The organism is Pseudomonas sp. Irchel 3H3 (assembly GCF_900187635.1).
In the GTDB taxonomy this organism is placed as follows: domain Bacteria; phylum Pseudomonadota; class Gammaproteobacteria; order Pseudomonadales; family Pseudomonadaceae; genus Aquipseudomonas.
Window position 1 is genome coordinate 241,884 of sequence record NZ_FYEC01000005.1, and the last position, 23,572, is coordinate 265,455.

27 protein-coding genes and 1 tRNA gene are annotated in these 23,572 nt (G+C 61.1%); 13 read left to right on the top strand and 15 right to left on the bottom strand.

Translation table 11 applies throughout. The annotated features are described in order from the left end of the window. The first annotated feature begins 92 nt into the window (after window positions 1–92). Window positions 93–1,307, top strand: coding sequence for an SAM-dependent methyltransferase (locus tag CKW24_RS08715; RefSeq protein WP_095167068.1), 1,215 nt, complete (start codon window positions 93–95; stop codon window positions 1,305–1,307). On the opposite strand, the gene CKW24_RS08720 is transcribed toward CKW24_RS08715, so the two are convergent. Next, window positions 1,258–2,169: a DMT family transporter gene (locus CKW24_RS08720; protein ID WP_095167069.1), complete on the bottom strand. Its 912-nt coding sequence runs from the start codon at window positions 2,167–2,169 to the stop codon at window positions 1,258–1,260. The two genes, CKW24_RS08715 and CKW24_RS08720, sit on opposite strands and share 50 nt — an antisense overlap. 197 nt (window positions 2,170–2,366) lie before the next feature. Between CKW24_RS08720 and CKW24_RS08725 the strand changes: the two genes are divergently transcribed. The 3 genes from CKW24_RS08725 to CKW24_RS08735 are packed head-to-tail and all read left to right on the top strand — an operon-like array spanning window position 2,367 to window position 3,670. Continuing rightward, a complete protein-coding gene (locus CKW24_RS08725; RefSeq protein WP_095167071.1) occupies window positions 2,367–2,948 on the top strand; it encodes a DJ-1/PfpI family protein in 582 nt (193 codons plus the stop codon). A gap of 14 nt (window positions 2,949–2,962) precedes the next feature. Then, a complete protein-coding gene (locus CKW24_RS08730; protein ID WP_095167073.1) occupies window positions 2,963–3,268 on the top strand; it encodes a ribbon-helix-helix domain-containing protein in 306 nt (101 codons plus the stop codon). Between the two features lie 57 nt (window positions 3,269–3,325). Continuing rightward, window positions 3,326–3,670: a YegP family protein gene (locus CKW24_RS08735; protein ID WP_095167075.1), complete on the top strand. Its 345-nt coding sequence runs from the start codon at window positions 3,326–3,328 to the stop codon at window positions 3,668–3,670. Window positions 3,671–3,717: 47 nt separating this feature from the next. On the opposite strand, the gene CKW24_RS08740 is transcribed toward CKW24_RS08735, so the two are convergent. Then, window positions 3,718–4,605, bottom strand: coding sequence for a dihydrodipicolinate synthase family protein (locus tag CKW24_RS08740; RefSeq protein WP_095167077.1), 888 nt, complete (start codon window positions 4,603–4,605; stop codon window positions 3,718–3,720). Window positions 4,606–4,636: 31 nt separating this feature from the next. After that, the gene (locus CKW24_RS08745) at window positions 4,637–5,419 is read right to left on the bottom strand and encodes an aldolase (protein ID WP_095167079.1); all 783 of its coding nucleotides are present in this window, start codon (window positions 5,417–5,419) and stop codon (window positions 4,637–4,639) included. A gap of 157 nt (window positions 5,420–5,576) precedes the next feature. Here CKW24_RS08745 and CKW24_RS08750 point away from each other — a divergent pair, with 157 nt between their 5' ends. Continuing rightward, a complete protein-coding gene (locus CKW24_RS08750) occupies window positions 5,577–6,119 on the top strand; it encodes a helix-turn-helix domain-containing protein (protein ID WP_095167081.1) in 543 nt (180 codons plus the stop codon). Between the two features lie 83 nt (window positions 6,120–6,202). Here CKW24_RS08750 and CKW24_RS08755 read toward each other — a convergent pair whose 3' ends face one another. Then, window positions 6,203–7,222 (bottom strand): DUF4917 family protein, encoded by a 1,020-nt coding sequence (locus CKW24_RS08755; RefSeq protein WP_095167083.1) that lies wholly within the window; start codon window positions 7,220–7,222, stop codon window positions 6,203–6,205. A gap of 154 nt (window positions 7,223–7,376) precedes the next feature. On the opposite strand from CKW24_RS08755, the gene yiaY reads away from it, so the two are divergent. Next, window positions 7,377–8,525, top strand: coding sequence for an L-threonine dehydrogenase (gene yiaY, locus CKW24_RS08760; protein ID WP_095167085.1), 1,149 nt, complete (start codon window positions 7,377–7,379; stop codon window positions 8,523–8,525). A gap of 12 nt (window positions 8,526–8,537) precedes the next feature. Here the strand turns inward: yiaY and CKW24_RS08765 are convergent, their stop codons facing one another. Beyond that, the gene (locus tag CKW24_RS08765) at window positions 8,538–9,026 is read right to left on the bottom strand and encodes a DMT family transporter (RefSeq protein WP_095167087.1); all 489 of its coding nucleotides are present in this window, start codon (window positions 9,024–9,026) and stop codon (window positions 8,538–8,540) included. A 78-nt stretch (window positions 9,027–9,104) separates the two neighbouring features. Here CKW24_RS08765 and CKW24_RS08770 point away from each other — a divergent pair, with 78 nt between their 5' ends. The 5 genes from CKW24_RS08770 (at window position 9,105) to CKW24_RS08790 (ending at window position 13,643) form a co-directional block, all read left to right on the top strand. After that, window positions 9,105–10,016, top strand: a complete 912-nt coding sequence (locus tag CKW24_RS08770; protein WP_177440611.1) for a LysR family transcriptional regulator — start codon at window positions 9,105–9,107, stop codon at window positions 10,014–10,016. A gap of 33 nt (window positions 10,017–10,049) precedes the next feature. Next, window positions 10,050–10,790, top strand: a complete 741-nt coding sequence (locus CKW24_RS08775; RefSeq protein WP_095167091.1) for a hypothetical protein — start codon at window positions 10,050–10,052, stop codon at window positions 10,788–10,790. Between the two features lie 138 nt (window positions 10,791–10,928). Further along, window positions 10,929–11,567: a LysE family translocator gene (locus CKW24_RS08780; RefSeq protein ID WP_095167092.1), complete on the top strand. Its 639-nt coding sequence runs from the start codon at window positions 10,929–10,931 to the stop codon at window positions 11,565–11,567. Between the two features lie 109 nt (window positions 11,568–11,676). Then, entirely contained in the window at window positions 11,677–13,020 is a 1,344-nt protein-coding gene (locus CKW24_RS08785; protein WP_095167094.1) for a bifunctional diguanylate cyclase/phosphodiesterase, read from the top strand. Between the two features lie 119 nt (window positions 13,021–13,139). Beyond that, window positions 13,140–13,643: a DUF4142 domain-containing protein gene (locus tag CKW24_RS08790; protein ID WP_095167096.1), complete on the top strand. Its 504-nt coding sequence runs from the start codon at window positions 13,140–13,142 to the stop codon at window positions 13,641–13,643. 6 nt (window positions 13,644–13,649) lie between these two features. Here CKW24_RS08790 and CKW24_RS08795 read toward each other — a convergent pair whose 3' ends face one another. The 3 genes from CKW24_RS08795 to CKW24_RS08805 all read right to left on the bottom strand — a co-directional run bounded on the left by CKW24_RS08795 (window position 13,650) and on the right by CKW24_RS08805 (window position 16,922). Further along, window positions 13,650–14,060, bottom strand: a complete 411-nt coding sequence (locus CKW24_RS08795) for a low affinity iron permease family protein (protein ID WP_095167097.1) — start codon at window positions 14,058–14,060, stop codon at window positions 13,650–13,652. A 108-nt stretch (window positions 14,061–14,168) separates the two neighbouring features. Continuing rightward, complete coding sequence (locus CKW24_RS08800; RefSeq protein WP_095167099.1) at window positions 14,169–15,365, bottom strand: DUF1501 domain-containing protein; 1,197 nt, start codon at window positions 15,363–15,365, stop codon at window positions 14,169–14,171. A 21-nt stretch (window positions 15,366–15,386) separates the two neighbouring features. After that, window positions 15,387–16,922, bottom strand: a complete 1,536-nt coding sequence (locus tag CKW24_RS08805) for a DUF1800 domain-containing protein (RefSeq protein WP_095167101.1) — start codon at window positions 16,920–16,922, stop codon at window positions 15,387–15,389. 408 nt (window positions 16,923–17,330) lie between these two features. Here CKW24_RS08805 and tam point away from each other — a divergent pair, with 408 nt between their 5' ends. After that, on the top strand, window positions 17,331–18,101 hold the full coding sequence (gene tam, locus CKW24_RS08810) for a trans-aconitate 2-methyltransferase (protein ID WP_095167103.1): 771 nt from the start codon (window positions 17,331–17,333) through the stop codon (window positions 18,099–18,101). Window positions 18,102–18,106: 5 nt separating this feature from the next. Here the strand turns inward: tam and CKW24_RS08815 are convergent, their stop codons facing one another. The 7 genes from CKW24_RS08815 to CKW24_RS08845 all read right to left on the bottom strand — a co-directional run bounded on the left by CKW24_RS08815 (window position 18,107) and on the right by CKW24_RS08845 (window position 22,873). Next, window positions 18,107–18,514 carry a type II toxin-antitoxin system HicB family antitoxin gene (locus tag CKW24_RS08815; protein ID WP_095167105.1) on the bottom strand — a complete coding sequence of 136 codons (408 nt, stop codon included), beginning with the start codon at window positions 18,512–18,514 and terminating at the stop codon, window positions 18,107–18,109. A 31-nt stretch (window positions 18,515–18,545) separates the two neighbouring features. After that, on the bottom strand, window positions 18,546–18,728 hold the full coding sequence (locus tag CKW24_RS08820) for a type II toxin-antitoxin system HicA family toxin (RefSeq protein WP_093412936.1): 183 nt from the start codon (window positions 18,726–18,728) through the stop codon (window positions 18,546–18,548). A 281-nt stretch (window positions 18,729–19,009) separates the two neighbouring features. Continuing rightward, window positions 19,010–19,083 (bottom strand) — tRNA-Gly (locus tag CKW24_RS08825). A 170-nt stretch (window positions 19,084–19,253) separates the two neighbouring features. After that, complete coding sequence (locus tag CKW24_RS08830; RefSeq protein WP_095167107.1) at window positions 19,254–20,138, bottom strand: alpha/beta fold hydrolase; 885 nt, start codon at window positions 20,136–20,138, stop codon at window positions 19,254–19,256. A 311-nt stretch (window positions 20,139–20,449) separates the two neighbouring features. Continuing rightward, a complete protein-coding gene (locus CKW24_RS08835) occupies window positions 20,450–21,142 on the bottom strand; it encodes a pseudouridine synthase (RefSeq protein ID WP_095167109.1) in 693 nt (230 codons plus the stop codon). Window positions 21,143–21,174: 32 nt separating this feature from the next. Then, window positions 21,175–21,393, bottom strand: a complete 219-nt coding sequence (locus CKW24_RS08840; RefSeq protein WP_095167111.1) for a cysteine-rich CWC family protein — start codon at window positions 21,391–21,393, stop codon at window positions 21,175–21,177. Then, the gene (locus tag CKW24_RS08845) at window positions 21,386–22,873 is read right to left on the bottom strand and encodes a sensor domain-containing diguanylate cyclase (protein WP_095167113.1); all 1,488 of its coding nucleotides are present in this window, start codon (window positions 22,871–22,873) and stop codon (window positions 21,386–21,388) included. The genes CKW24_RS08840 and CKW24_RS08845 overlap by 8 nt, the downstream gene beginning before the upstream one ends. Window positions 22,874–23,103: 230 nt before the next feature. Between CKW24_RS08845 and CKW24_RS08850 the strand changes: the two genes are divergently transcribed. Next, a complete protein-coding gene (locus CKW24_RS08850; protein WP_095167115.1) occupies window positions 23,104–23,562 on the top strand; it encodes a hypothetical protein in 459 nt (152 codons plus the stop codon). Window positions 23,563–23,572 lie beyond the last annotated feature (10 nt).

Sequence of the window (23,572 nt, forward strand, 5' to 3'; positions counted from 1 at the left end):
GGCTATAACGACCGTTGATCAAATAACTCCGTGCCCTCAAGCCCCATCCCCCCTAAAATGCCCGGCATTCCCTGCCCGAGGCGTTTTTGTTCATGTCTGTCACCGCTAAACCTGTCAGTCCCGCGCCGGATCACCATGCACAGTTTCTTGAGCTGCTGACTGCCAGCCTTGAGCAAAACGCCTTTATCAAGCTGGTGCTGGCCAAGTACGTCGGCGGTGAAGCGGACCTGCAACGGCTGATCATCAAGCCGACGACAGTCAAGGATCAGCCCTGCCTGTCCTTCGTCTACCGCTACAAGACTCGCGACATCACCAAGAACTTCTCCCTGGCCGATGGCGTGGCGGCGATTGCCGAGCTGTTGCCGGTGTCGTTCAAGAATGCGCACTTGCTCTCGGTGACCGACGAAGCCCAGCTGGAATACAGCAAGAAGAACAAAAGTTCGCTGTTCAAGAGCAAACCGCAGCAATTGCGCGAGGCCCCGTCCACCGAGCACAACCGCGAGAAACAGCGCTTCCTCGACTTGAGCCGACCGTTTCTCGCCGACCTGGGCGTGACCAATGCCAGGCACGAGCTGATTCCGGCGATGTCGCGCAAGTGGAAGCAGATCAACAAGTTCATCGAGGTCTTCAGCCATGCCCTGACCTCCTCGCCACTGGCGCTGGACAAGCCGGTACGCGTGGCGGATTTCGGTTCGGGCAAGGGCTACCTGACGTTTGCCATTCACGATTACCTGCGCAACACCCTCAAGGCCGAGGGCGAAGTCACCGGTGTCGAGCTGCGCGAGGAAATGGTCAACCTGTGCAACGCCGCGGCGGCCAAGCTGCAGCACCCGGGGTTGGTGTTCAAGTGCGGCGACGTGCGCAGTGTGGCGCCGAGTGAGCTGGACGTGATGATTGCCCTGCACGCCTGCGACATCGCCACCGACTACGCGATTCACACCGGCATCCGTTCCGGGGCGTCGATCATCATGTGCTCGCCGTGCTGCCACAAACAGATTCGCCTGCAGATCCAGAGCCCGGCGCTGCTCAAGCCGATGCTGCAATATGGCCTGCACCTGGGCCAGCAGGCGGAAATGGTCACCGACAGCTTGCGCGCGTTGTTCCTCGAAGCCTGCGGCTATGAGACCAAGGTGTTCGAATTCATCTCACTGGATCACACCAACAAGAACAAGATGATCCTTGCGGTCAAGCGCGCCGAACCGGTGGACCCGGCCCAGCTGCTGCAAAAGATCGAGGAACTCAAGGCGTTCTACCACATCAGCGAACATTGCCTGGAAACCTTGCTGCGGGCTGATGGTTACCTGTGATCGCGGTCTTGCGGCCCAGCATCACCGTGACGATCACCCCGGCGGCAAACAGCCAGGTAATGGGCTCGATGTGCTCACCAAAAAACAGCGCTGAAAAGGCGATGGTGAAGAAGATCTGCAGCAACTGGATCTGACTGACCCGGGCAATCCCGCCCATGGCCAATCCGGCGTACCAGGCAAAAAAGCCCAGGAACTGCGAGAACAGCGAGACGTAGCCAAAGGCCCACCAAGTCTTGGCGCTGATCGCGCCTTCATGCTGCATGGCCAGGTACAGCACCGGACCGATCAACAGCGGCGTCGACAGCACCAGGGCCCAGCAGATCACCTGCCAGCCGCCCATCTCCTTGGCCAGTCGGCCGCCCTCGGCGTACCCCAGGCCGCCCACCGCAATGGCCCCGAGCATCAGCAAGTCGCCCGCCTGAATACTGCCGGCGCCGCTGATCAGCGCGTAGCCCAGCACCAGCGCACTGCCCAGGGCGGCGCAAGCCCAGAAGGCTTTGGAGGGTCGCTCGTGGGACAACCACGCCGCGTACAGCGCCACGCACAGCGGTTGCAGGCCATTGACCAGCGCTCCGTGGGACGCCGGCAAGGTTTGCATGGCCCAGGCCGAGAGCACCGGAAAACCGAGGATAACCCCGGCGATCACCAGGCTCAGGCCCTTGACCTGCTGCCAGGTTGGCCAACGCTCTCGACGCCAGAGCAGCAGCGCCGCGGCTGGAATGGCGGCGAAGAGGGCACGGCCCAGGCCGTTGAGCAAGGGGTGCAGCTCTTGCACCACGATCCGGGTGAAAGGCAGGGTCAGGCTGAAGATGATGACGCCCAGCAGGCCCAGGGCCATGCCAGTGTTTTCGCGCGAGGACATAACGGCAACCAGGATCGAAGGTGGCGGGAAGTGACTTCATCTAGCCACAAAGCCGGCCGATTGCGCTGTTACAGCTACGCACGGACTTATCCGTACAGTTGCATGCTGCGTAGTAGCGGGTTGTTACCCGGCCCCATGGATTAGGACTACCTTGAATACTCCTTTCTGCCCACGTTGTACCTAGAGGAGTCCTCCCCATGGCTGCGAAAAAGATCCTGCTGCTGGTTGGCGATTACGTCGAAGACTACGAAGTGATGGTGCCGTTCCAGGCCTTGCTGATGGTCGGCCACACGGTGCATGCGGTATGCCCCGACAAGACCGCCGGGCAGACCGTGCGCACGGCGATTCATGACTTCGAAGGCGACCAGACCTACAGCGAAAAACCCGGTCACCTGTTCGCCCTGAACTTCGACTTCGCCCAGGTCGATGCCGCCGACTACGACGCTCTGCTGGTTCCAGGCGGACGTGCGCCGGAGTACCTGCGCCTGAATGAAAAAGTCCTGCAGTTGGTACGCGACTTCGACCAGGCCGGCAAGCCGATTGCCGCAGTCTGCCATGGCGCGCAGTTGTTGGCGGCGGCGGGCATCCTCGAAGGGCGTGAATGCAGCGCCTACCCGGCTTGCGCCCCGGAAGTGCGGCTGGCCGGTGGCACGTTCATCGATATCCCCGTGACGCAGGGCCACGTTCAAGGCAATCTGGCCACGGCGCCCGCCTGGCCGGCACACCCAAGCTGGCTGGCCGGGTTCCTCGGCCTGCTGGGCACGACCATCACCTTGTAAGCGGAGGCCTGTCCATGTGCGAGCTGTACGTCAAAGCCGACCCGATTTTGTACGAGTCACGCTCGCGCTCGCTGCGCATCTGTGGGGTGGTCACGACCCTGCGCCTGGAGAATCAGTTCTGGGACATCCTCAGCGAAATCGCCGAGGTCGACGGCATGACCACCAACCAGTTGATCGCCAAGCTCTATGAAGAAGTGATGGATTACCGCGGCGAAGTGGTGAACTTCGCCTCGTTCCTGCGGGTCAGTTGCACCCGTTATTTGAGTCAGCGGCGCAGCGGCTCGCCGGAGTTATCGGTGGTACGCGCGGTGGTGAAGTAGGGCGGCGTGGTCTTTACTCTGAAGCGCGTAATCTTTTAATCGCCAAGGAGCACGAGCATGTCTGGATGGTACGAATTGAGTAAAAGCAGCAATGGCCAGTTCCGCTTTGTGCTGAAAGCGGCCAACGCCGAAACCATTCTCACCAGCGAGCTGTACACCACCCGGGCGGCCGCCGAGGGTGGCATTGCCTCGGTCCAGAGCAATAGCCCGCTGGATGAACGCTACGAGAAAAAGTCCACCAAGGACGGCCATCCTTACTTCAACCTCAAGGCTGCCAACCATCAGGTCATCGGCAGCAGCGAGGCCTATTCCTCGGAGGCGGCGCGGGACAAGGGCATCGCCAGCGTCAAGACCAATGGCCCGACCACGGTGATCAAGGACAAGACCCTGCCGGTGCTGTGAAACCTGTGTAGGCGCTGGCAAGCCAGCGCCTACACATTTGCGCTCTGTCAGCGCAGCGTATCGATCAACCCCTGCAACTGACTGCACCCCGCCTCAGCCAATGGGAACACCGGCAGGCGCGGGTCGCCCGCTTCCAGGCCGGTCATGCGCAGGCCGGCCTTGATGGTTGCCGGCAGTCCGCCCTTGAGGATGAAGTCCAGCAGTGGCAGTTGGCGATAGAACAATTGCCGCGCCTGGTCCAGGTCATTGGCCAGCACCGCCTGATACAACGCGCCGTTGAGTTGCGGGATCAGGTTTGGCGCCGCCGTGCACCAGCCTTTGGCTCCGGCGGCAAACGCCTCCAGCGCCAGCGGATTGCAACCGTTGTAGAACGGCACCTGGCCTTCACCCAGTATTTGCAGCTTGTGCATGCGCTGAATATCGCCTGTGCTTTCCTTGACCATGGTCACGTTGGCCACGGCATGGAAGATCCGCAGGATCAACTCCACGGACATGTCGGTGCCGCTGGTGGCCGGGTTGTTGTAGAGCATGATCGGCACGCCGATGCTGTCGCCAATGGCGCGGTAGTGGGCAAGGATTTCCGCTTCGCTGAGTTTCCAGTACGACGCCGGCAGCACCATCACCACGTCGGCGCCATGGGCCTCGGCAAACCGCGCGCGGCGCACGGCCTTGGCGGTGGTCAGGTCGGAGACGCTGACCACGGTCGGCACGCGCTTGGCGACATGCTGGATGCTGAACTCACTGACCTGATCCCACTCTGCGTCGCTCAGGTAAGCGCCTTCCCCGGTGCTGCCGAGCGGGGCGATCGCGTGGACACCGCCGTCGATCAGGCGGTCGATGGAACGCCCCAGGGCAGGCAGGTCGACCGCTTCGCCGTTGGCGGTGAAGGGGGTGATGGTGTAGCCGATGATGCCGTGAATGTTCGGGCTGGACATGCTGTCTCTCCAATTAGGCAAAAAAGTCGCTTCAGTTCAGGCAATCGGCGTGTTGGCGCAGGTTCTGCCGAGCGTAGTAGTTGAACGCAGCGCCGTGGCGCTTGGGTTTGGAGATCCAGTCATGGGCCTCGCGGCCGAGTGCCGGCAGGATTGGCTTGAGGGTGCCGGCGGCCATCGCCAGCAACTGCAGTTTGGCCGCACGTTCGATCAATTGAGCGATCACGCAGGCTTCCTCGATGTTGCGCCCGGTCGACAACTGGCCGTGGTGGGACAGCAGGATGGCGCGCTTGTCGCCCAGGGCCCCGGCGATGATTTCGCCTTCTTCGTTACCCACCGGTACCCCCGGCCAGGCTTCGAGAAACGCGCAGTCTTCGTACAGCGGGCAGAGGTCCATGTGGGAAATTTCCAACGGCACCTCGAGCATCGACAGGGCCGCGACGTGAGTCGGGTGGGTGTGGATGATGCAGTTCACATCCGCCCGGGCACGGTATACCCAACTGTGGAAACGATTGGCCGGATTGGCCATGCCGTGGCCTTCCAGGACTTCCAGGTCTTCGTTGACCAGCAGCAGATTGCTCGCGGTGATTTCGTCGAAACCCAGGCCCAGTTGCTGGGTGTAATAGGTGCCCGGCTGCGGGCCGCGGGCGGTGATTTGCCCCGCCAGGCCGGAATCGTGGCCGTTCTCGAACAGGATGCGGCAGGTCAGTGCCAGCTTTTGCCGGTCAGTCCACGTATTATCCGCCAGGCTGCTTTGCATCTGCGTCAGCGCCTGCTTGATGAGTTGGTCTTTGGGTAATGCTAATGTCTTGGCCATATCGGTGTCCCTGTAAAGCTCAATGGACGTCGGATGTGGTTCTCCCGCTGCTCGCAAGGTCGTCGGGGGTAATCACATGACACTTAAGAGCCTATATGACACTTTGTGTCATTGGCAAGGACTAATCGTTGCCTCCTTGATGGATTAACCGCTGCACATGTCTATCCGTTTGAAATTACTGCGAAAAAAACTTGGTGTGACGCTTGAGGCGCTGGCCGAGAAATCCGGCATGACCAAGAGCTATCTGTCGAAAGTCGAGCGTGGCCTCAACACGCCGTCGATCGCGGCCGCGCTGAAACTGGCCAAGGCGCTGAACGTCAAGGTCGAGGAGCTGTTTGCCGAGGACGCTATCAGCCTGGACAGCTATAGCCTGGTGCGCGCCCACGAGCGCCAGTCGCTGGCCGCCAACGACCAGGCCCCCGGCTACGCGGTGTTGGCTCATCAGGTCAGCGAGCGCAGCCTGCTGCCGTTCATCATTTACCCGCCCAGGGAGTTCAGCGACAAGACCTTCAAGGAGCACCTGGGGGAGGAATTCCTGTTCGTCCACGAAGGCCAGGTCGAGGTCGATTTCATGAACGAGCGGGTGATCCTCGATCGCGGGGATGCGCTGCACTTCAACGCCCAGAAACCCCATCGCCTGCGCTCGGTGGGCGAGGTGCAGGCGCAGTTGCTGGTGGTGGTACACAGCAGCGAGGAATGAGTCGGCGCCAGAGCATCGTGAGCAAGGTCTACCGAAACCGCCCCTGTGGGAGTGAGCCTGCTCGCGATGCTTTCAGCCCAGACCTAAACCTCGACCGGCACCGAAAGACTCGAACTGCCCAGGGCATGGGTCTTGGAATCAAAAAAGCGCAGTGCCACCCCGGTGTCTGCAAACAGCTTTGCGTAGTGGCGCTTCTGGCTCTGGATGAACGCCGCACTGCGCGGATAAATCGAGATCGCCAGGGTTTTTGGCTTGGCCTGGCACAGTGCATGGACCAGGTGCGCATCCTGCTTGCCGAGGCTGTGGCCGAAGATGCACAAGGCGTCGTGTTGCTGCAGCAACTGGTCGTAGCAGAACGACAGGTAGTCCGAGCTGCGGATGGTCTTGAGCTTGTCTTCGCTGCTGCCTTCGTTGACGAACAACGGCACGTCGTCCAGGGTCTTGAGCGTGTTGTTGATGGCGAAACTGCCCAGCAGCGTGCCCTCGGTGGAGGTCAGCTTACGGGCGGTGCCGTCCTGGTTGCGCACCAGGTGCAGGCCACCGTGCAGGTACAGCAGGCGGGTTTTTTCGGTGGCGCTGGCGCTCAGCTCGAAGCGCGGTTCGCTGCCCTGGAACAGGTCGTCGATGGCCGTGCCCTGGTGCTGGACCGCCCAGTAGTTGAGCAGGTCGTAGTTACTGGTGAAGACCGTCCGATAACGGCCCAGCTCCTGGCTGATACTCGCCAGGCTGGTGGCTTGCACCAGGCGCCAGGGGATGTGCACCGCGTGTACGGTGTTGATCAACGCTTCCTTGATCGCATAGTAGCGATTGCGTGGTGCCGCCGAGCTTACCGCCAAGGCCTTGTTGACCCGGCTGGTGGTTTTCAGGGCGCTGAGCACCTGCTCGAAACTGCGGGTGTGCAGGGCGTCGAACACGCTCAGCTCGGACTGGCTCAAGGGTTTTTCTTCGACACTGCGGGCGTTCTCGAACAGCGAGTCGTAGCCAAAGTCATCCCACACCGCGCGGCTGGCGCCGTTACCCACCAGCAGGGCGCTGAACGGGGTGGTTGCGCGCAACGCGTTCCAGTCTTCTAAGTGGGCATCAACATCCTGGAAATCGCTCATTGCGTCAGTCATCTCAAGCAGGTGGGGTACAGGGCGCAGACTTTATCACGACCGGCTGTTGAGCCAGATCAAGATGCACGCGGCGCGATGGGGTGATCCTTGGGTTATCCGCCGACGCCAAGGGTCGGTTCGGCCCCATTGCAGAGGACTCGCCATGACCAGCACATTCTTCATTCCTGCCGTCAACATCATGGGCATCGGCTGTCTCGACGAAGCCATGGACGCCATCGGTAAATACGGCTTTGCCAAGGCGTTGATTGTCACGGACAGCGGGTTGGCCAAGGCCGGCGTGGCGGCAATGATCGCGGAAAAACTGGCGCTGCAGGACATCGAGTCGGTGGTTTTTGACGGGGCCAAGCCCAACCCCAGCATCGCCAACGTGCAGGCTGGCCTGGTGCTGTTGCAGCGCAGCGGGTGTGATTTTGTGGTGTCCCTGGGCGGTGGTTCGCCCCATGACTGCGCCAAGGGCATCGCCCTGTGCGCCACCAATGGCGGGCAGATTGGCGACTACGAAGGCGTCGATCAGTCGCCCAAGCCGCAACTGCCGCTGATTGCGATCAACACCACGGCCGGTACTGCCAGCGAGATGACCCGCTTCTGCATCATTACCGACGAAGCGCGGCACGTGAAAATGGCCATTGTCGACCGTAACGTCACGCCGCTGTTGTCGGTCAACGATCCGGCCTTGATGGTGGCCATGCCCAAGTCGCTGACCGCCGCCACCGGCATGGATGCGCTGACGCATGCAATCGAGGCCTACGTCTCCACCGCTGCCAACCCAATCACCGACGCCTGCGCCCTGAAAGCCATCGAGCTGATCAGCCTCAACCTGCGCGTGGCGGTGCGTGATGGCAGTGACCTGCTGGCCCGGGAAAACATGGCCTATGCGCAGTTCCTGGCCGGCATGGCGTTCAACAACGCGTCCCTGGGGTTTGTGCATGCCATGGCGCATCAGTTGGGTGGTTTCTACGACTTGCCCCACGGCGTGTGCAATGCGGTGCTGCTGCCCCATGTGCAAAGCTTCAACGCCAAGGTCTGTGCCGAACGCCTGACGGTAGTGGCGCAGGCGCTGGGCGTGGACATCCAGGGGTGCAGCCCGGAGGAGGGGGCCGAGGCGGCGATCGCGGCGATCCGCACGCTGGCCGCGGACGTGGAAATTCCCGCCGGTTTGCGTGACCTCGGAGCCAAGCTGCAGGACATCCCGATCCTCGCCGCCAACGCCCTCAAGGATGCCTGTGGCCTGACCAACCCGCGGGCGGCAGACCAGCAGCAGATCGAGGAGATCTTTCGTAACGCGTTCTGATCCCGCGCGCCCTTAGCCGGAAGTCACCAGGGACCGGCCCGGGGTGGCGCTGAATTGAATCAACGCGACCCCGGCGATCAACAGCACGGCACCGAGCAGGCGCGGTAACGTCAGGTGCCGCTCCACCAGCCCGAACAGCCCGAAGTGGTCGAGCACCAGCGATGCCACTACCTGCCCGGCCAGGGCCAGGGCGATAAAGCCTGAGGCCCCGAGCTTGGGCAGCAGCATCAGGGCCAGGGCGATAAAACACACGCCAAAGGCGCCCCCGGCCCATATCCACAGCGGCGCCTTGCTGATAAACCCAAGCGACGGCAATGGCAGGCGCAGGCTGATAATCACCGGCAGCAATACCAGAACACTCACCAGCAGCGAGGCGAGGGTGGCCCATAACGGGTGACCGAGGCCGCGACTCAGGTTGGCGTTGATTGCGCTCTGAAAGGGCACCACGGCGCCGGCGACTACGGCCAGCACCGACAAACCGGCCCACTGCAAGGTACTCATAAGTCTCTCTCCAAGAGGTTTTACTGGACTCTAGGTCATTCGTCGCGCAGATTGAAATTCCGATTAATCATCCAGAACATGCATCAGATGAATGATCTGCGCCGTATCGATTTGAACCTGCTGGTGGTCCTCGACGCCTTGCTCAGCGAGCAGCACGTGACCCGTGCGGCCGAGCGCCTGCACCTCAGCCAACCGGCTGTCAGCCATGCCCTGGCGCGCCTGCGCGAGATGCTCGGCGATCCGCTGCTGGTGCGCGCCGGTGCCGGCCTGGTCGCCACTGCGCGCGCGCAGGAACTGATGGCGCCCCTGACTGAAGCACTGGCCAGTGTCCAGGCCTTGCTGGCGCCCAATACCTTTGACCCAGCCTCGGCCAAGCGCCGGTTCCGCCTGGCGATGTCCGACTACGGCGCGGCGATTGTCTTGCCCGGCTTGATCGCGCGCTTGCGCCAGGAGGCGCCGGGGATCGACCTGCAGATCAGCCACGCGAGTCGCGAAGGCATGCTGGAAGGCGTGCTCAACGGCGACATCGACCTGGCGGCCGGGGTCTTTCCCGAACTGCCCCATGAGCTGCGCTGCACGCCGCTGTTCGAAGAGCAGTTCGTGTGCCTGGTGGACGCCCGGCGTTTGCCGGCCAGTGGCGTGCTGGATTTACCGACTGACCTGGCCCGGCCCCACGTATTGCTGGAGATGCGCGGCAGCGGCACCCCGGAGATCGAGCGGGCGCTGACCGCCATTGGCCAGCGTCGCCACGTGGCAGTCAGCCTGCCGCACTGGAGCGTGGCCCCGCAGTTGATCGCCGGTACCGACCTGATTCTCACCGTGGCGGCCCGCGGCTTGCAGGGTGTCGATCAACCGCAGTTAAGCGTTGTGCCACCGCCATTTCCTATCCCCTCGTTCAACTTCGTCCTGGCCTGGCATGTGCGTCGGGGCGGTGACCAGGCGTTGAACTGGTTGAATCGGCAGATCGCTCAGGCGATAGTGCACGGCTGAGTTTTTCACTTCGATGGACACAAGGAACACGGAATGACCTTGAAATACCGCTGGCTGGGATGTGTGGCAATGAGTGGCGCGCTGGGCGCGACCCAGGCCTATGGCGCGTGCGCACAGCCGCCGCTGCCCGAGGGCGTGCCGGGGTACTCGGTGTGCAAGGACTGGCCGGCCTACGATGGCCAGACCATTACCGCGCTGTCGCAGATCGAGCCGGACCCGACCTTGAGCGATGCCCCCGATGGCACCGGCATGTACGACCTGAAACTGGCGGTGGTCTCCAACATCGATGGCAAGCCCCTGGCCCGTTACGCCCAGGCCTCGGTGTACAGCTCCGACGCCGTGCGCTTCGATGGCCTGAGCATCGACACCGCCCGCTACAAACTCACCTCCGACCTGCGCGCATTCGGCGTACGTGCCGGCTTCACCGGTTCATCGCGAGCCAATCCGTTCGAACAGGCGGTGCTGTCGCTGTACGTGCGCGAAGGCAACACCTTGCGTCCGGTGCTCGAGCAGTTGGTGATCGAATCCAGCAATGGTGAATGGGATACCAACTGCACCGGCGAATTCAGCCACACCAAACGCACCCTGGACCTGGCCAAGACCAGCAGCCACGGCTTCGCCGACCTGATTGTCAGATCGGTGACCACCGACACGCAGAGCAGCGTGGGCAAAGATGATTGCCAGTCCAAGGACGTCGTGGGCAATACGGTGTCGACGACTTTGCGTTACGACGGGCGCCAGTACGTGGTGCCCAAAGAGCTGCAGGGCGTGTAAGCCGGGCCAACGCCAGGCATGACCTGCAGTCATGCGGCTCTGCACATTTATGGTTACAGTCATCGCAAAACCTTGTGATACAAAAGCCCACCGCAGTCTGACGATAGGGCCTGGCAGCCCGACATGGAGCTTTACCGCATGACCTCATCTTTATTGCTGGCCGTCCTTGCCTCCGGTTTTATCTACGGCATCACCCCGGGCCCGGGCGTGCTCGCGGTGTTTGGCATTGGCGCAGCCCGCGGGCGGCGGGCCGGGGCGGGTTTTCTGTGTGGGCACCTGTTAGGGGATGTGGTCTGGTGCAGCACCGCATTGATTGCCATCGTCGGCGCGCGGGAAATTGGCAGCAGTGCCTTTGATGTGCTCGGCGTGCTCAGCGGCCTGTACCTGTTCTGGCTGGGCATGCGGGCGATCCGCAGCCGTCGCAGCAGCGGCGACGCACCTCAGGGCGCGGCGCGGCAACCGTTCTGGCACGGGATCATGTTTGGCCTGACCAACCCCAAGGCTTATCCGGTGGCGGTGGCGACCTTTACCGCCCTGTTGTCCAGTCGCGCCGAGTTGCTGCAGTGGTCGATGCTGCCCTGGTTGATCTTTCTGAGCTTCCTTGGTGGCGTTTTGGCATACGCTATTCTGATTGGGATTGTGGGCGCTCGTCGGGTGCGCACGTTGTATCAGCGCCATGAGCTGGCTATTACCCGGATTTGCGGGGTAATGTTCATCGGTTTCGCCATCAATGCCTTGCTGCACGCGGTGCCGGGGTTGCTGGCCAACAAGAGTTGAGGCTGCTTGCAGGGCTGCGGCAGCGGCTTGAGGCCAGCGCGGTGTAGCGCGCAGGCCAGGTCCATGGATAGCTACTCACGGCGGTATTTTTTGACAGTATCCATCCACGATGAGCACCGCAAACTCCGCGCCATTGGCCAGCTACATCGATCTGCTGCTCGACGTCGTCTGTGCCGTCGACGGACAGGGACGGTTCGTGTTTGTCAGCGCGTCCTGCGAACAAGTGTTCGGCTACACCCCGGATGAGCTGATTGGCCAGCCGATGATCGAAATGGTGCACCCGGCCGATCGCGAGCGGACCCTGGACGCCGCCCGGGAAATCATGCGCGGCAAACCCAACCCGAACTTCGAGAATCGCTACCTGCGCAAGGATGGCCAGGTGGTGCATATCCTCTGGTCGGCGCGCTGGTCCGAGGTCGACCAGTTGCGCATCGCCGTGGCCCGCGACATCACCGAACGCAAACAGGCCGAATCGCGCCAGGCTGCGCTCTATGCGATTTCTGAAGCGGCCCATGCCGCCGAGGATCTGCTGGCCTTGTTCAAGCGCATTCACCAACTGATCGGCGAATGGCTGCCGGCGTTGAATTTCTCGGTGGCGCTGTACGATGAGCACTGCGAGCAACTGAACTTCCCGTACCACGTCGACGATCACGAGCGTGATCCCGAGTTCAGCGTGACTGGCCGGCTGTGTGCCGAAGTGGTCCGTAGCGGGCAGCCGGTGCTGCTGACCCCCGACCAGCCGTTTGCCTTGCCGGGACTGGCCGGGCTGATCGACGCGCAGGATTGCCCTTGCTGGCTGGGGGTGCCGCTCAATTCGCAACGGGGCACCATCGGGGCGCTGATCGTCAAGAGCATGCCTGGCGGCGAGCGCTACACCGAACGCGACAAGGAGCTGCTGCAATACGTCTGCGCCCAGGTGGCGGCAGCGATCGAGCGCCGGCAATTGCACAGTCGCCTGCAGTACATGGCGCAGCATGACTACCTGACTCGCCTGCCCAATCGCGAATTACTCCGCGAGCGCCTGAGCGCAGCCTTGCTCAAGGCCCGCCGGGACAACGGGCGCATGGCCCTGCTGTACGTGGACCTGGACCATTTCAAGCAGGTCAACGATACCTACGGCCACGGCATCGGCGACATGCTGCTGCAAGCCGTGGCCAATCGGCTGCAAGGTTGCGTGCGCGAGAGCGATACCGTCGCGCGGATTGGTGGCGATGAGTTTGTGGTACTGCTCGACAGTATCCAGGCCGCAGAAGACGCGGCGCGGGTGGCACTGAAAATTCGCCAGGTGCTGGGCCAGCCCATCCGGCTGGACAGCCACAACCTGAGCATTCTGCCGAGCATTGGCGTGGCCCTGTACCCGGAGCACGGTCTCGAGGAAAAGCAGCTGTTCAAGCACGCCGATGAAGCCATGTATGCCGCCAAGCGCCTGAGTGGACGCCTGGACCGGGCGTGAGCCGGGGCACCACTCGTCGATGTTTGGACAGCTTTTTTAAACCTTTGCGCGCTTTGGCCTTCGAATGACAGGCGGGACGTACCGTTGCATTCATTTGTCTGTTCAAGGAGGGCGCGACCATGAAACCTGTGGCCAGCCGATTATCGACCATCAGCTTTGCCGTGTTGCTGAGCCTTGGCGCCAGCAGCGCTTTTGCCCAGTCGCCGGCCGACTTCATCAACGACGCCTCGGCCAAAGGCATGGCGGACATCGAAGCCAGCCGCCTGGCACACCAGAAGACCGAGTCCAAGGCGGTCAAGGACTACACCATCGTGGTGATCAACGACCGCACCACGGCTAACCAGCACCTGGCGAAAATCGCCAAGAAGCTCGACCTGCCCGTCGCCCCTCGGGAAGAGGTGATGAACAAGGCCAAGACCCTGATACCCGCCGTCGCGGATGGCGAGTCCTTCGACTCGGCCTATGCCGCCAGCCAGGTAAAAACCACCGAGCAGGCCATCGAGCAATTGCAGCAGGAGGCCCGGACCACCGACGTGCCCGAGCTCAAGGCATTCGCCGAAGAGACCCTGCCCAAGCTCGAACAACACCTGCAAATGGCCAGGGCCCTGCAAGCCAGTCGTTGACCGGCTTCAGCATTGATTCAAGTCCTGCTGCTGCCCGTCGGCAGCAGGCGTACCCTCTAGCACAATCGACTCACCTTCACCCAGGCTGCGGTACTGCTTTCTCAGGGCTTCGAGTTGCATGAGATCGAGTGCTTCGAGGCCAAGCATGGCGTTTTGCGCATCTTTGGTCACCCGCAGCAATTCGTCGATCTTCAGGTGCAGGATGTCGGTGTCCCGGTTCTGCGTGTTCTGGATCAGGAACACCATCAGGAAGGTGATGATGGTGGTCGAGGTGTTGACGATCAATTGCCAGGTATCGTTGAAATCAAACAGCGGCCCGGTCAGTGCCCAGGCAACAATCAGCACAATGGCCAACAGGAACGTCCGCGGACTCCCGGCCCACAACGCCAGCTTCTGTGACACCTTCGCGAATTTCATTGCCGTTTACCTTCTAAGGGATGGACCTGAAGTTCAGACCGCGACGGTGCGCAGGAATTGCTTTTTTACGGTGGTGAGCCGGCAGGCGAAGTCCGCGTTCGAAAGGGCTCAAAGCAACTGCAATGCGTCCGGGCGAGCGCCGGGGAATACCGCCTGCAGTTGGGACGCCGATAGGCCCCAGGTTTGGCTCAGCAATCCTCCCAGCAGGTTTCGATAGTTGTTGAGTACCGGATAATCACGATTCTGCAGCAGGCTCTGTTGGTTGACTGCCACCTGTTCACCCGCGATCCGCCCACCGCGTACGCTACCACCGAGTACCCAATACACCGTGCCATGCCCATGGTCGGTACCCTTGGCGCCGTTCTCACGAAAGGTGCGGCCAAATTCGGACACCACCACCACGGTGGTGTTCTTCCACTCATCCCCCAGTGCCTGGGCATAGGCTACGAGCCCTTCGCCAAGGTTCGCGAGACTGCTGGCTAGCGGGCCACTGGTGCTGCCTTGGTTGACGTGCGTGTCCCAGCCTCCGATGTCGACAAAACCCAGTCGGTATTCGTTGCGCATCAGTTTCGCCATACGCTGGGTCTGGGCTGCGAAACTCTGTGCGTTGGGTGCGCCCCGATTGGCCTCGAGCATTTCTTCCTGCAACTCCCTGGACACTTGTTGGCGCAATTCCAGGCCTTCGGCGGCGGAGGCCGCAAAGGGGGTGTTTTTGTACATGGCGGAAAGAATCGCCGACTGCCGGTCGTCGAATGCCGACTTGTTTGCCCCGCGCAGCGAGAGGTTGGGAATGCTTCCAGCACCTTGAAAACTAAGCGGCAAGGCATCGGTAAAAGCAATCGGGGCGCTGTTGGGCAACTGATGCGAGAGGCGTGCGAGGAAGCCTGAGTCATAGCGACTGCGCTGATGAGTTGGTTCACCCGATTCAATGTTGTCCTGGGTCTCGAAGTGACTGCGGGACAAGTCATCAGTACCAGCGAAAGGGACGAAAGCGATTTCTTTGCGTTGCCACAGTGGGTAGATCGAATCGCGTAACACCGGATTCAGTCCCCATTGGCCGTCGAGCGCAATGGCGCTGAGAGGGTTGTGAACGTCGGGTCGGGCAATCGCCAGCGTGGGGCGTGACTCATGGTAAAAGTCGCTGGCATATGGCACTAGCAGGTTGTTGCAATCGTAGCCGCCGCGCAGAAATACGATCAAAAAGCGTGGTGCCGACCGGGGGGCGGCAAACAGTTTTGCGGAAAACGGCAAGGAGGGCAGGGCGATGGCTGCCGTAGCAGCGATCAGCAGTTCTCGACGATTCATGACAACTCCTCATCGCGTGACTTATCGGTTATTGAAGTCAGGCGAGGCTAGTAGAAAAGTATTCCATTCCTGCTGTGAAACTGCCTTGTCCAGCGCGGTTCGGGTAACGGCTGATAGGTACGGCGAGATGGTTTCGTAGAACAATGGGGTGGTGATCAACGGGAAGCCGGGGCCGGGTTGTTTGCTACCTGGCGGGGTGAACAGGCGATTGTCGCCCCGCCCGATTGCACGGGCTATTTCGAAGCGTTTGACCATCTGTCCCGAGCTCGACCACGCACTCGACGCCAGCGGCCAGCCATCGGGTGTCACACGCCCGAACAGTGGCTGGCCCAGTTGGTTCAGCCAGTTACTCATAGGCTGGACGTTGGCGAGGGGTTTGCCGTCATAGGCCAGGCGCACGGCCGAAACCACAAATTGCATCGGATCCTTGAAGCGGGTCCCGGCGTTTTGCAGCAACTCGCTTGATTCGAACAGGGTGCGCATTACCTGGGCGATATCACCGTCACTGTCCAGGAAGGTCCTGGTCATCCTCGCCACCAAGGCCGGTGACGGTTGATCCGCGACAAAATACTGAGCCAGGCGCCTCGAGATAAACTGCGCACAGGCCTCCTGGCGGGTAATCAGTTCTACTGCATGGCGAATTTCCTCAAAGCCACTGCCTTTGATCGGTTGCCCTAGGAGCATTTTGTCGGTGAAGTCGTGGCGTGCGGGGTTGAACTCGAACATCCCCTCGCGCACCAGGCTGCCTTGTTGCCGGGGGCCGAATTTCTGGACCCTGCCATCCAGTGGAGTTAGCCCGGCGCCCGTCAGGATCAGCGCCAACTGCTGCACGTCCTGTTGGGTATAACCTGAGCCTACACCCAAGGTGTGCAGCTCCATGAGTTCGCGAGCGTAGTTTTCGTTGACCTTGCCCCGGGCATTTTGTGCATTGTCCAGGTACTCAAGCATCGCCGGACTTTTGAGGGTGGCCATCACCAGGTCTTTGAACTTGCCCAGCGCGTGAGGACGGATCGAATTTTCGGCGTAGTCGGCCGTTAGCATTCGCACACGCCCCTTGGCCTGGAAGACACTGAAGTGGTTGAGCCAGAACACCACCAACTGTTCCTTGAGCTGATTGGGGCCATACACCGCGTGCAGCAATACGGCCTGGCGTGACTGCTCGGCGTGGTCGTTGAGATATTGTTGAATGTCTTTTCTGAAGGCGTTTTTGTCCTCACCTTCCTGCATGGCCCTGAACTGTTCCTGTTTGCTTTTCAAGCTCAACAGCAAGGATTGCGGGGGTGTGTTCAGCGCGGGGTAGCTTTGCAGCAATGCGTTGATCGCGGGTGGCAGGGGGTCGTTGATCCGATCAGCCAGTTGAGCATTGAGCAGGCCTTCGCGTCCCATGGTACGCAAGCGATCGAGGTTGGCGGTGTCCAGGCCAAAGCCGTCACGGCGTAACCAGGCAATATCGCTTGGGGTGACTGCCACTGGCGCAGAGGCCGATGCGGTAATGGAAAATCCGAAAATACAGGCTAAAAAAACCAACGGACGTAAAGCGGCAGATGACACGTGCATGGGGTGGATTCCGCGTATCAGGTAAGACGTAGTCAGTGGCCGGTGTAGTTTCCACGGCTGAGGCTGACGGGATGCTGAAGAACTCTCCGTCAGAGCGGTTGTGTTAAACGGGAGGTTCAATTCGGGGGCAAGTAGGGTGAGGCTGGTTGCTCCGCTCTTTTGGATGCCCTTCATGCAGGTAGGTTCAGGGAAGTGACAGATATTAACTGATGCAAATGGGCTTGCGCCAAACAGGAGCGCTGCGCTTTCGGGTATCTATGCTCAATCGACCTATGCAGGTGGGGCAGATGTTTCAACCCGTGACCGCGTCTTGACGCAGTCCCCAGGCTCGTCGCTTACTGGCGCCCCACGAGCGAAACGCACAGTCTAGCGTGGCGCTCCCATCCTGATTGGTTATAGGAGTATGCGATGAGCTGGTCTGCCCAACAGTATGTGGCATTCGAAGATGAGCGCACCCGCCCGGCGCGTGACTTATTGGCCGCGATCCCCGCGGTTGATGCACGTTCGGTGATCGACATCGGCTGCGGCCCGGGCAACTCCACCGAGTTGCTGGTACAGCGTTTTGCCGGTGCCGCGGTACGCGGTATCGACAGCTCCGCCGACATGATCGACGCCGCCCGCAAACGCCTGCCGGGCGTGCGTTTCGATACCAGCGATATTGGCGCCTGGAACGAACCCGGGCCGTTCGACGTGATCTTCGCCAACGCAGTGCTGCAGTGGTTGCCCGAGCATGCCACGCTGTTGCCCGCGCTGGTCGACAAGCTCACGGTAGGCGGCAGCCTGGCGATCCAGATGCCGGACAACCTCGAACAGCCGCCCCATCGGATGATGCGCGAAGTCGCGGCCAATGGCCCTTGGGCAGACAAGTTGGCCCAGGTCGCCGGGCAGCGCACGACACTGGACGACGCCAATACGTATTACCAGATGCTGTGTACCTGCAGCGCACGGGTGGATGTGTGGCGCACCACCTACCACCACCCGCTGGCGGGCGGTCCGGCGGCGGTGGTCGAGTGGTTCAAGGGCAGCGGCCTGCGGCCGTTTCTGCAGCAACTGAACGAGGTGGAGCAAGCCCAATACCTGGCGCAGTACCTGGAAGCCATCGAACCCTACTTCCCGGTACTGGCCAACGGCTCGGTGCTATTGCCGTTCCCGCGACTGTTCATCGTCGCTACGCGCTAACGGGATCAAGCCTGCTGCAACACCTTCAACGCCGCCGAGGCCAGAAAGCCGGAGCGGCTTTTTTCTTCCGGGTGGTGCAGCACGTATTCGTCGATGCGAGTCAGCAGATAGGCGGGCAGGGTGATGTTGAGTTTCTGCGCCTTGCCCAGGTATTTGCTGACGTCGATGTCGACCAAGGCCCAGGTCACGCCGGCATATTGCGGGTTGCGCGCATGATGGGTCACCTTGCTGGCCGGCGGAATCGCCGAACCGTCCTCGGCCAGGATCTCGAAGTGCCCCTCGATGGCTTCACGTGCCATGGCGATGGCATCGTCCAGGTCATCACCGGCCGAGAAGCACCCCGGAATATCCGGCACTTCCACGCCCCAGGCGTGCTGCTCATCGCCTTCTGAAATGGCAATTGGATAAAGCATGTTGATTGTCCTCTGGTTTTAGTGCGTCAACTCATGACAACAGGGCCTGTTGCAGGATGCTCACTGCCGTCTTGGTCAGCAGATCCTTCTTCGGGTGCGGAACCGTCACCAATCCAGGTTTGGTTGGATGTTTGAAATGATGGTGACTGCCCCGGACCCGCACCAGATACCAGCCGTCTGCAACGATTTGGCTGATCAAATATCGACTGTTCACATCACGTCCCTGTGCTGTGTAGGTGGTTACTATACCTACTGGATTGGTCTTATCAACACTATAACCACCAATTCGCATGGGTCAGGTGATGAGTGGTTGAGATCAGTGTAGGAACCGCTGCTGAAACGGGAAGGCACGTTACCGGCGAAAGTATTGCGCGATGGTGCAGGACGCTTTTGTGCGGGGCCCTACGGAATTGCAGGCATAAAAAAACCGGTCACTGTGGACCGGTTTTTTGTCGTCTCCCGTCAGGTAGCTACCTGGCGCAAGACTGAAATTAGTGGAGCGGGTGAAGGGAATCGAACCCTCGTTATCAGCTTGGGAAGCTGGAGTAATGCCATTATACGACACCCGCTCGGAACGGCTGACTTTGTACCAGATGTGGCGACGGATTTGAAGTTTTTCTTTGCTGGATCTGCATTTACGCAGTTTTATTACACGCAAGGCGCGGTCTGTCGCGGGCAAGCCTGCTCCTAAAGGTAGGGGATTACCTAAGGTGGCGAGGCTGCTCGCGAGGACGCTGTTTCAAATGGCCAGTGCATGGTGGTCCTGGGTTACGTGGGAACGCGTCCGGCCTTCGTGGGGCGCCGGTTTCAGGAAGCCCAGCAGTACCTCGCGGCTGTCTCTGCAGGCGGCTTTGTGCTCCATGTCGAGAAAGTGCCCGGTGGCCTGGATGGTGCTGAAGGTGCTGTGTTGCACGTGGTTGCCAAACAACCGGGCATCGCTGGCGGCGGTGTACTCGTCCCATTCACCGTTCATGAACAGTACGGGCACATCGATCTGCTTGGCGGCCTTGAGGTAGCACAGGCGGTCGCTGTTGAGCACGTGGCTGATGTGAAAGTGCATCTGCCCGTATTCATGTTCGGCCAGGGTGCTGACGTGGCGGTAGTTGAAGCGCTTGAACAACGACGGCAAGTGCTTGCCGATGGTGTCGTTGACCAGGTGCCCGACACGGTCGCGATCAAGGTTGCCGAGGTAGTCGACACCCCGCTCCAGGTAGTCGCGCATCGGTTCGTTGATCACTGGCGAGAACGAGCTGATCACGGCCTTTTCGATGCGTCGCGGGCGATGCGCGAGGGCGATCATCGTGGCGGCGCCACCCCACGAAAATGACATCACGTGCTCGGCGGCGAAGTGGTCGATCAGCTCCAGGAGGATCTGCCCCTCGACTTCCTTGGTGAGCATTTTTTCATGCTGGTTGTGGGCTTTTGACCGGCCCGCGTAGGGTTGGTCGTAGAGCACCACGTTGAACTGTGGATGGAGGTTTTTCACGGTCTGTGCAAACGACGCCGTGGTGGCCATCGAGCCGTTGACCAAAATGATGGTCTTCTCTGCGGCATCTGCGCGATAGAACTCCGTGTAGACCCGATACTGACCTTGTATGTCCAGCACAGCGATTTCTGGCCTCATGTCGTAAGACTCCTGGCAAGCGTGTAGGCGCGCAGCTGAGTGTGCACGGGCTTTATGACAGGTAGGCATACGCCTGGAAGGTGAGGGCCCATGTCGATCCGTTAATGTCTGGTCGACGGGTGTTGTTATAGGCGGGCAGTCTGTCGGGAGAGGTGGAGACGGGAGGCGCTCAACCGACAAAAAGTTTCTTAGAGGTATGGTATGACTTGGCGGTCACATTTCGGCCGACGGTTTGATTCAAGCAGGGTGCTGGCTATCGCGCAAGTGCCGTTGGCGAATTGTTCGACAATGTCTGCCCGGCGGTCGCGCAATCAGATCAAGGCGATCTCGGCAGCGCTCAGTGGGCGGTATTCGCCCGGTTTCAAGCAGCTGTCCAGCGTCAACGGGCCCATCTGTTCGCGATGCAAACGCATGACCTTGTTGTCGAAGTGGCCGAACATCCGTTTCACCTGGTGGTAGCGGCCCTCGATGATGGCCAGGCGCGCAGCCCGGGGCGCCAGCAACTGCAGGTCGGCGGGTTGGGTGGTGAGGTCTTCGAAGGCGAAGTACAGGCCGCGGGCAAAGGTTTCGGCGTACTGGGGCGTAATCAATTGCTCGGTTTCGACGTAGTAGATCTTCGCCAGCTTGGTCTGTGGTTGGGTCAGGCGGCGTGACCAGTTGCCGTCGTTGGTGATCAGCATCAAGCCGGTGGTGTTGAAATCCAGGCGGCCGGCGATGTGCAGGTCGAGCTTGTCGGGTTCATGGATCAGGTCGAGGACGGTCGGGTGCTCGGGGTCACGGGTGGCACTGATGCAACCGGCGGGTTTGTGCAGCATGAAGTAGCGCGCGGCCTTGCCGGCTTGCAGCACCTCGTCGTCGCATTCGACGCGGCTGAACTCGCGCACCTCGGTGTGCGGGTCGCTGACGATCTGCCCGTCGACCTTGATCCGCCGCTCGACCAGCGCCAGGCGCACCTGTTGGCGGTTGAAACGCGGCAAGTTGCTGAGGAAACGGTCAACGCGCATGGGAGTCGGCAGGTCGGCAAGGGGCGCGCATCTTACGCGACACAGCCGCCGTTTGCCTGCAGTTGTGCCTCGACCTGGGCGCAGCCGGGGCACAGGCACGACAGGTCGCGCAGTTCGGCGGGCAAGGCCGCCAGCACCGCCGGGTCGATGGTCACGGTGTAGCACCAGCAACTGTGCTGGGCGGTGCGCGGGTCGGCCAGGCTGCAAGCGTTGCTGGCGCCGCAGGCCGGGCAGAGGTCGGGTTTATGCATAGCTGGAGTGAGGCATCTGGGTACAGGTCCGGTTGCGGCCAAGTTGTTTGGCTCGATACATCGCCTGGTCGGCGCGCGACAGCAGGTCGTGCAAGGTGTCATCCGGCTGCAGGGTGGTCAAGCCGATGCTCAGGGTAATTTGCAGGGATTTGCCTTCATAGGGGTAGTGCTTGCGCTCGATCATCTGGCGAATTTTCTCGGCGATCTTCAGGCCGGTGCTGGCGTCGGTGTCCTTGAGCAACACGATGAACTCCTCGCCACCCCAGCGACAGACGATGTCGGACTGGCGCAGGCAGCTTTCCAGGTCACGGGCGAAACCGGCCAGCACCAGGTCGCCGGCGAGGTGACCATGGCTGTCGTTCAGGCGCTTGAAATGGTCCAGGTCCAGCAGCAAGGCGGTCAGCGGCTTGGGTTCGCGCTGGGCTTCCTGCATGGCTTGCGCTGCCAGCAGGTCGAAGCCGCGGCGGTTGGGCAGGCCGGTGAGGCTGTCGAGGGTGGCCTGGGCTTCGATGCGGCCCTGGAAACGCGTGATCACCCGATGGAGCAGGGCCAGCACGCTCAGGGTGACGATCAGGCAGATCAGCAGGTTCAGGTACAGCGACTGACGCACCTCGTGCAGGGCGCTGCCTTCACGTTTGTCGACGAACAGGTACCAGTTCAGTTCCGGGATAAACCGTACGTTGAGGAAATGCCCCTGGCCTTGGGTCATATATTCGTAGCTGCCGCTGTGGGGTTTGGGCAGCGTGGCCAGAAGATCGCGCATGCTGTCCAGCTCGCTCAGCGCCGTGCCGACCCGCGCGCCTTGCGGGCCGCCGTCGGCACCGGTGAGGACGATGCGACCCTCGGTGTCGACGAAATACACGCTGCGCTGGTAACGCTGCTGGTAGGTGTCGATCAGCTTGATCACGGCATCGACGGTCAGGCCGACGCCCGCCGCGCCAATGAAGTTGTCCTGGTAGTCGTAGACCTTGTAGTTGATGAAGAAGGTCAGGCTGTCCTGGTTGGCCATGTCCACGTCCACGTTGATCTCGTAGGGCGGGGCCATGTCGCGGACGCGGAAGTACCAGGTGTCGCGCGGTTCGCTAAGGCTGACTTTTTTCAGCACGCCCTTGGCCTGGTAGTAGGTCAGGCTGTTGTTGGAGACGAAGAAGGCGGTGTAGGCGCCGTAGTGGGTCATGACCTCGTTGAGGTAACGGGTCATTTGCCCGGGATCGCGCTCGCCGGCCACCACCCAGTCGCGCAGGAAGGTGTCGCGCGACATCATCGAGGAAATCAGGATTGGCCGGACCAGGTCTTTCTGGATCTCCGAGTAGACGGTGTCGGAGGTCAGCGGCAGTTCGGTGTTGACGATGCTGTCGCGAATCGAGGCGCGCGAGGCGTAGTAACTGAGCAGGGAAGTGGCCAGGAAGCCGGCACCCAGCAGGGCGATCAAGGTGAGGACCAACGAACGTTGCGAAAACAGCGCAGAGCGAAGCGGCATGACGAGTCCGTTGATCGATGTTGAGTCAGAGCATTCTAGTGGGACTTAGGGGAAATGACGCGGGCATTTGCGCCGTTACGCGGCAAGCCAGTCGACGAATGACATGTATCAATCTGTTGCCGCTGCGCACCAGATTGTCAATTCGCTGTCAGATATCACGTCAGGCAGATTATTTGGCTGATGCCCGCCCGCGTCGCTGGTGTGGCTCTTTAGCGGTCCAGGAGGCCGCCATGTATCGCCGACTTGTTCTGATTACTTCGATGAGTTTGAGTCTTGCCGCGTGCGTTCCTTATTACGACGGAGGTTCCAGCTACTACCGTTCAGACATCTATTCTTCGCCGGCGCCGGTCTACTACGGGGGCGGTTCTTATTATTCCTACCCACGCAGTTACTACTCGCAGCCCTCGCGGTATTACCCTTCGGCGCGTTATTACCAGGCGGCGCCGCGTTACTACCAACCTTCACCCCGTTATTACCAGGCCCCGTCCCGGGCCTACCGCCCAACCCCCAGCCATGGCTGGGACGGTCATCGCAACCAGGGGTGGGGCAATAACTACGGCCAGAGCAACCAGCGCTGGGAACAGGGTGGGCGGGGCGGGCGCGATCACGCTGACCGGCGCGGCGATCGACGTGGTGATCGGCATGGCGAGCACAATGGTCGTGGTGAGCGCGGCGGGCGCAACCGTTAGATCCGGCAAC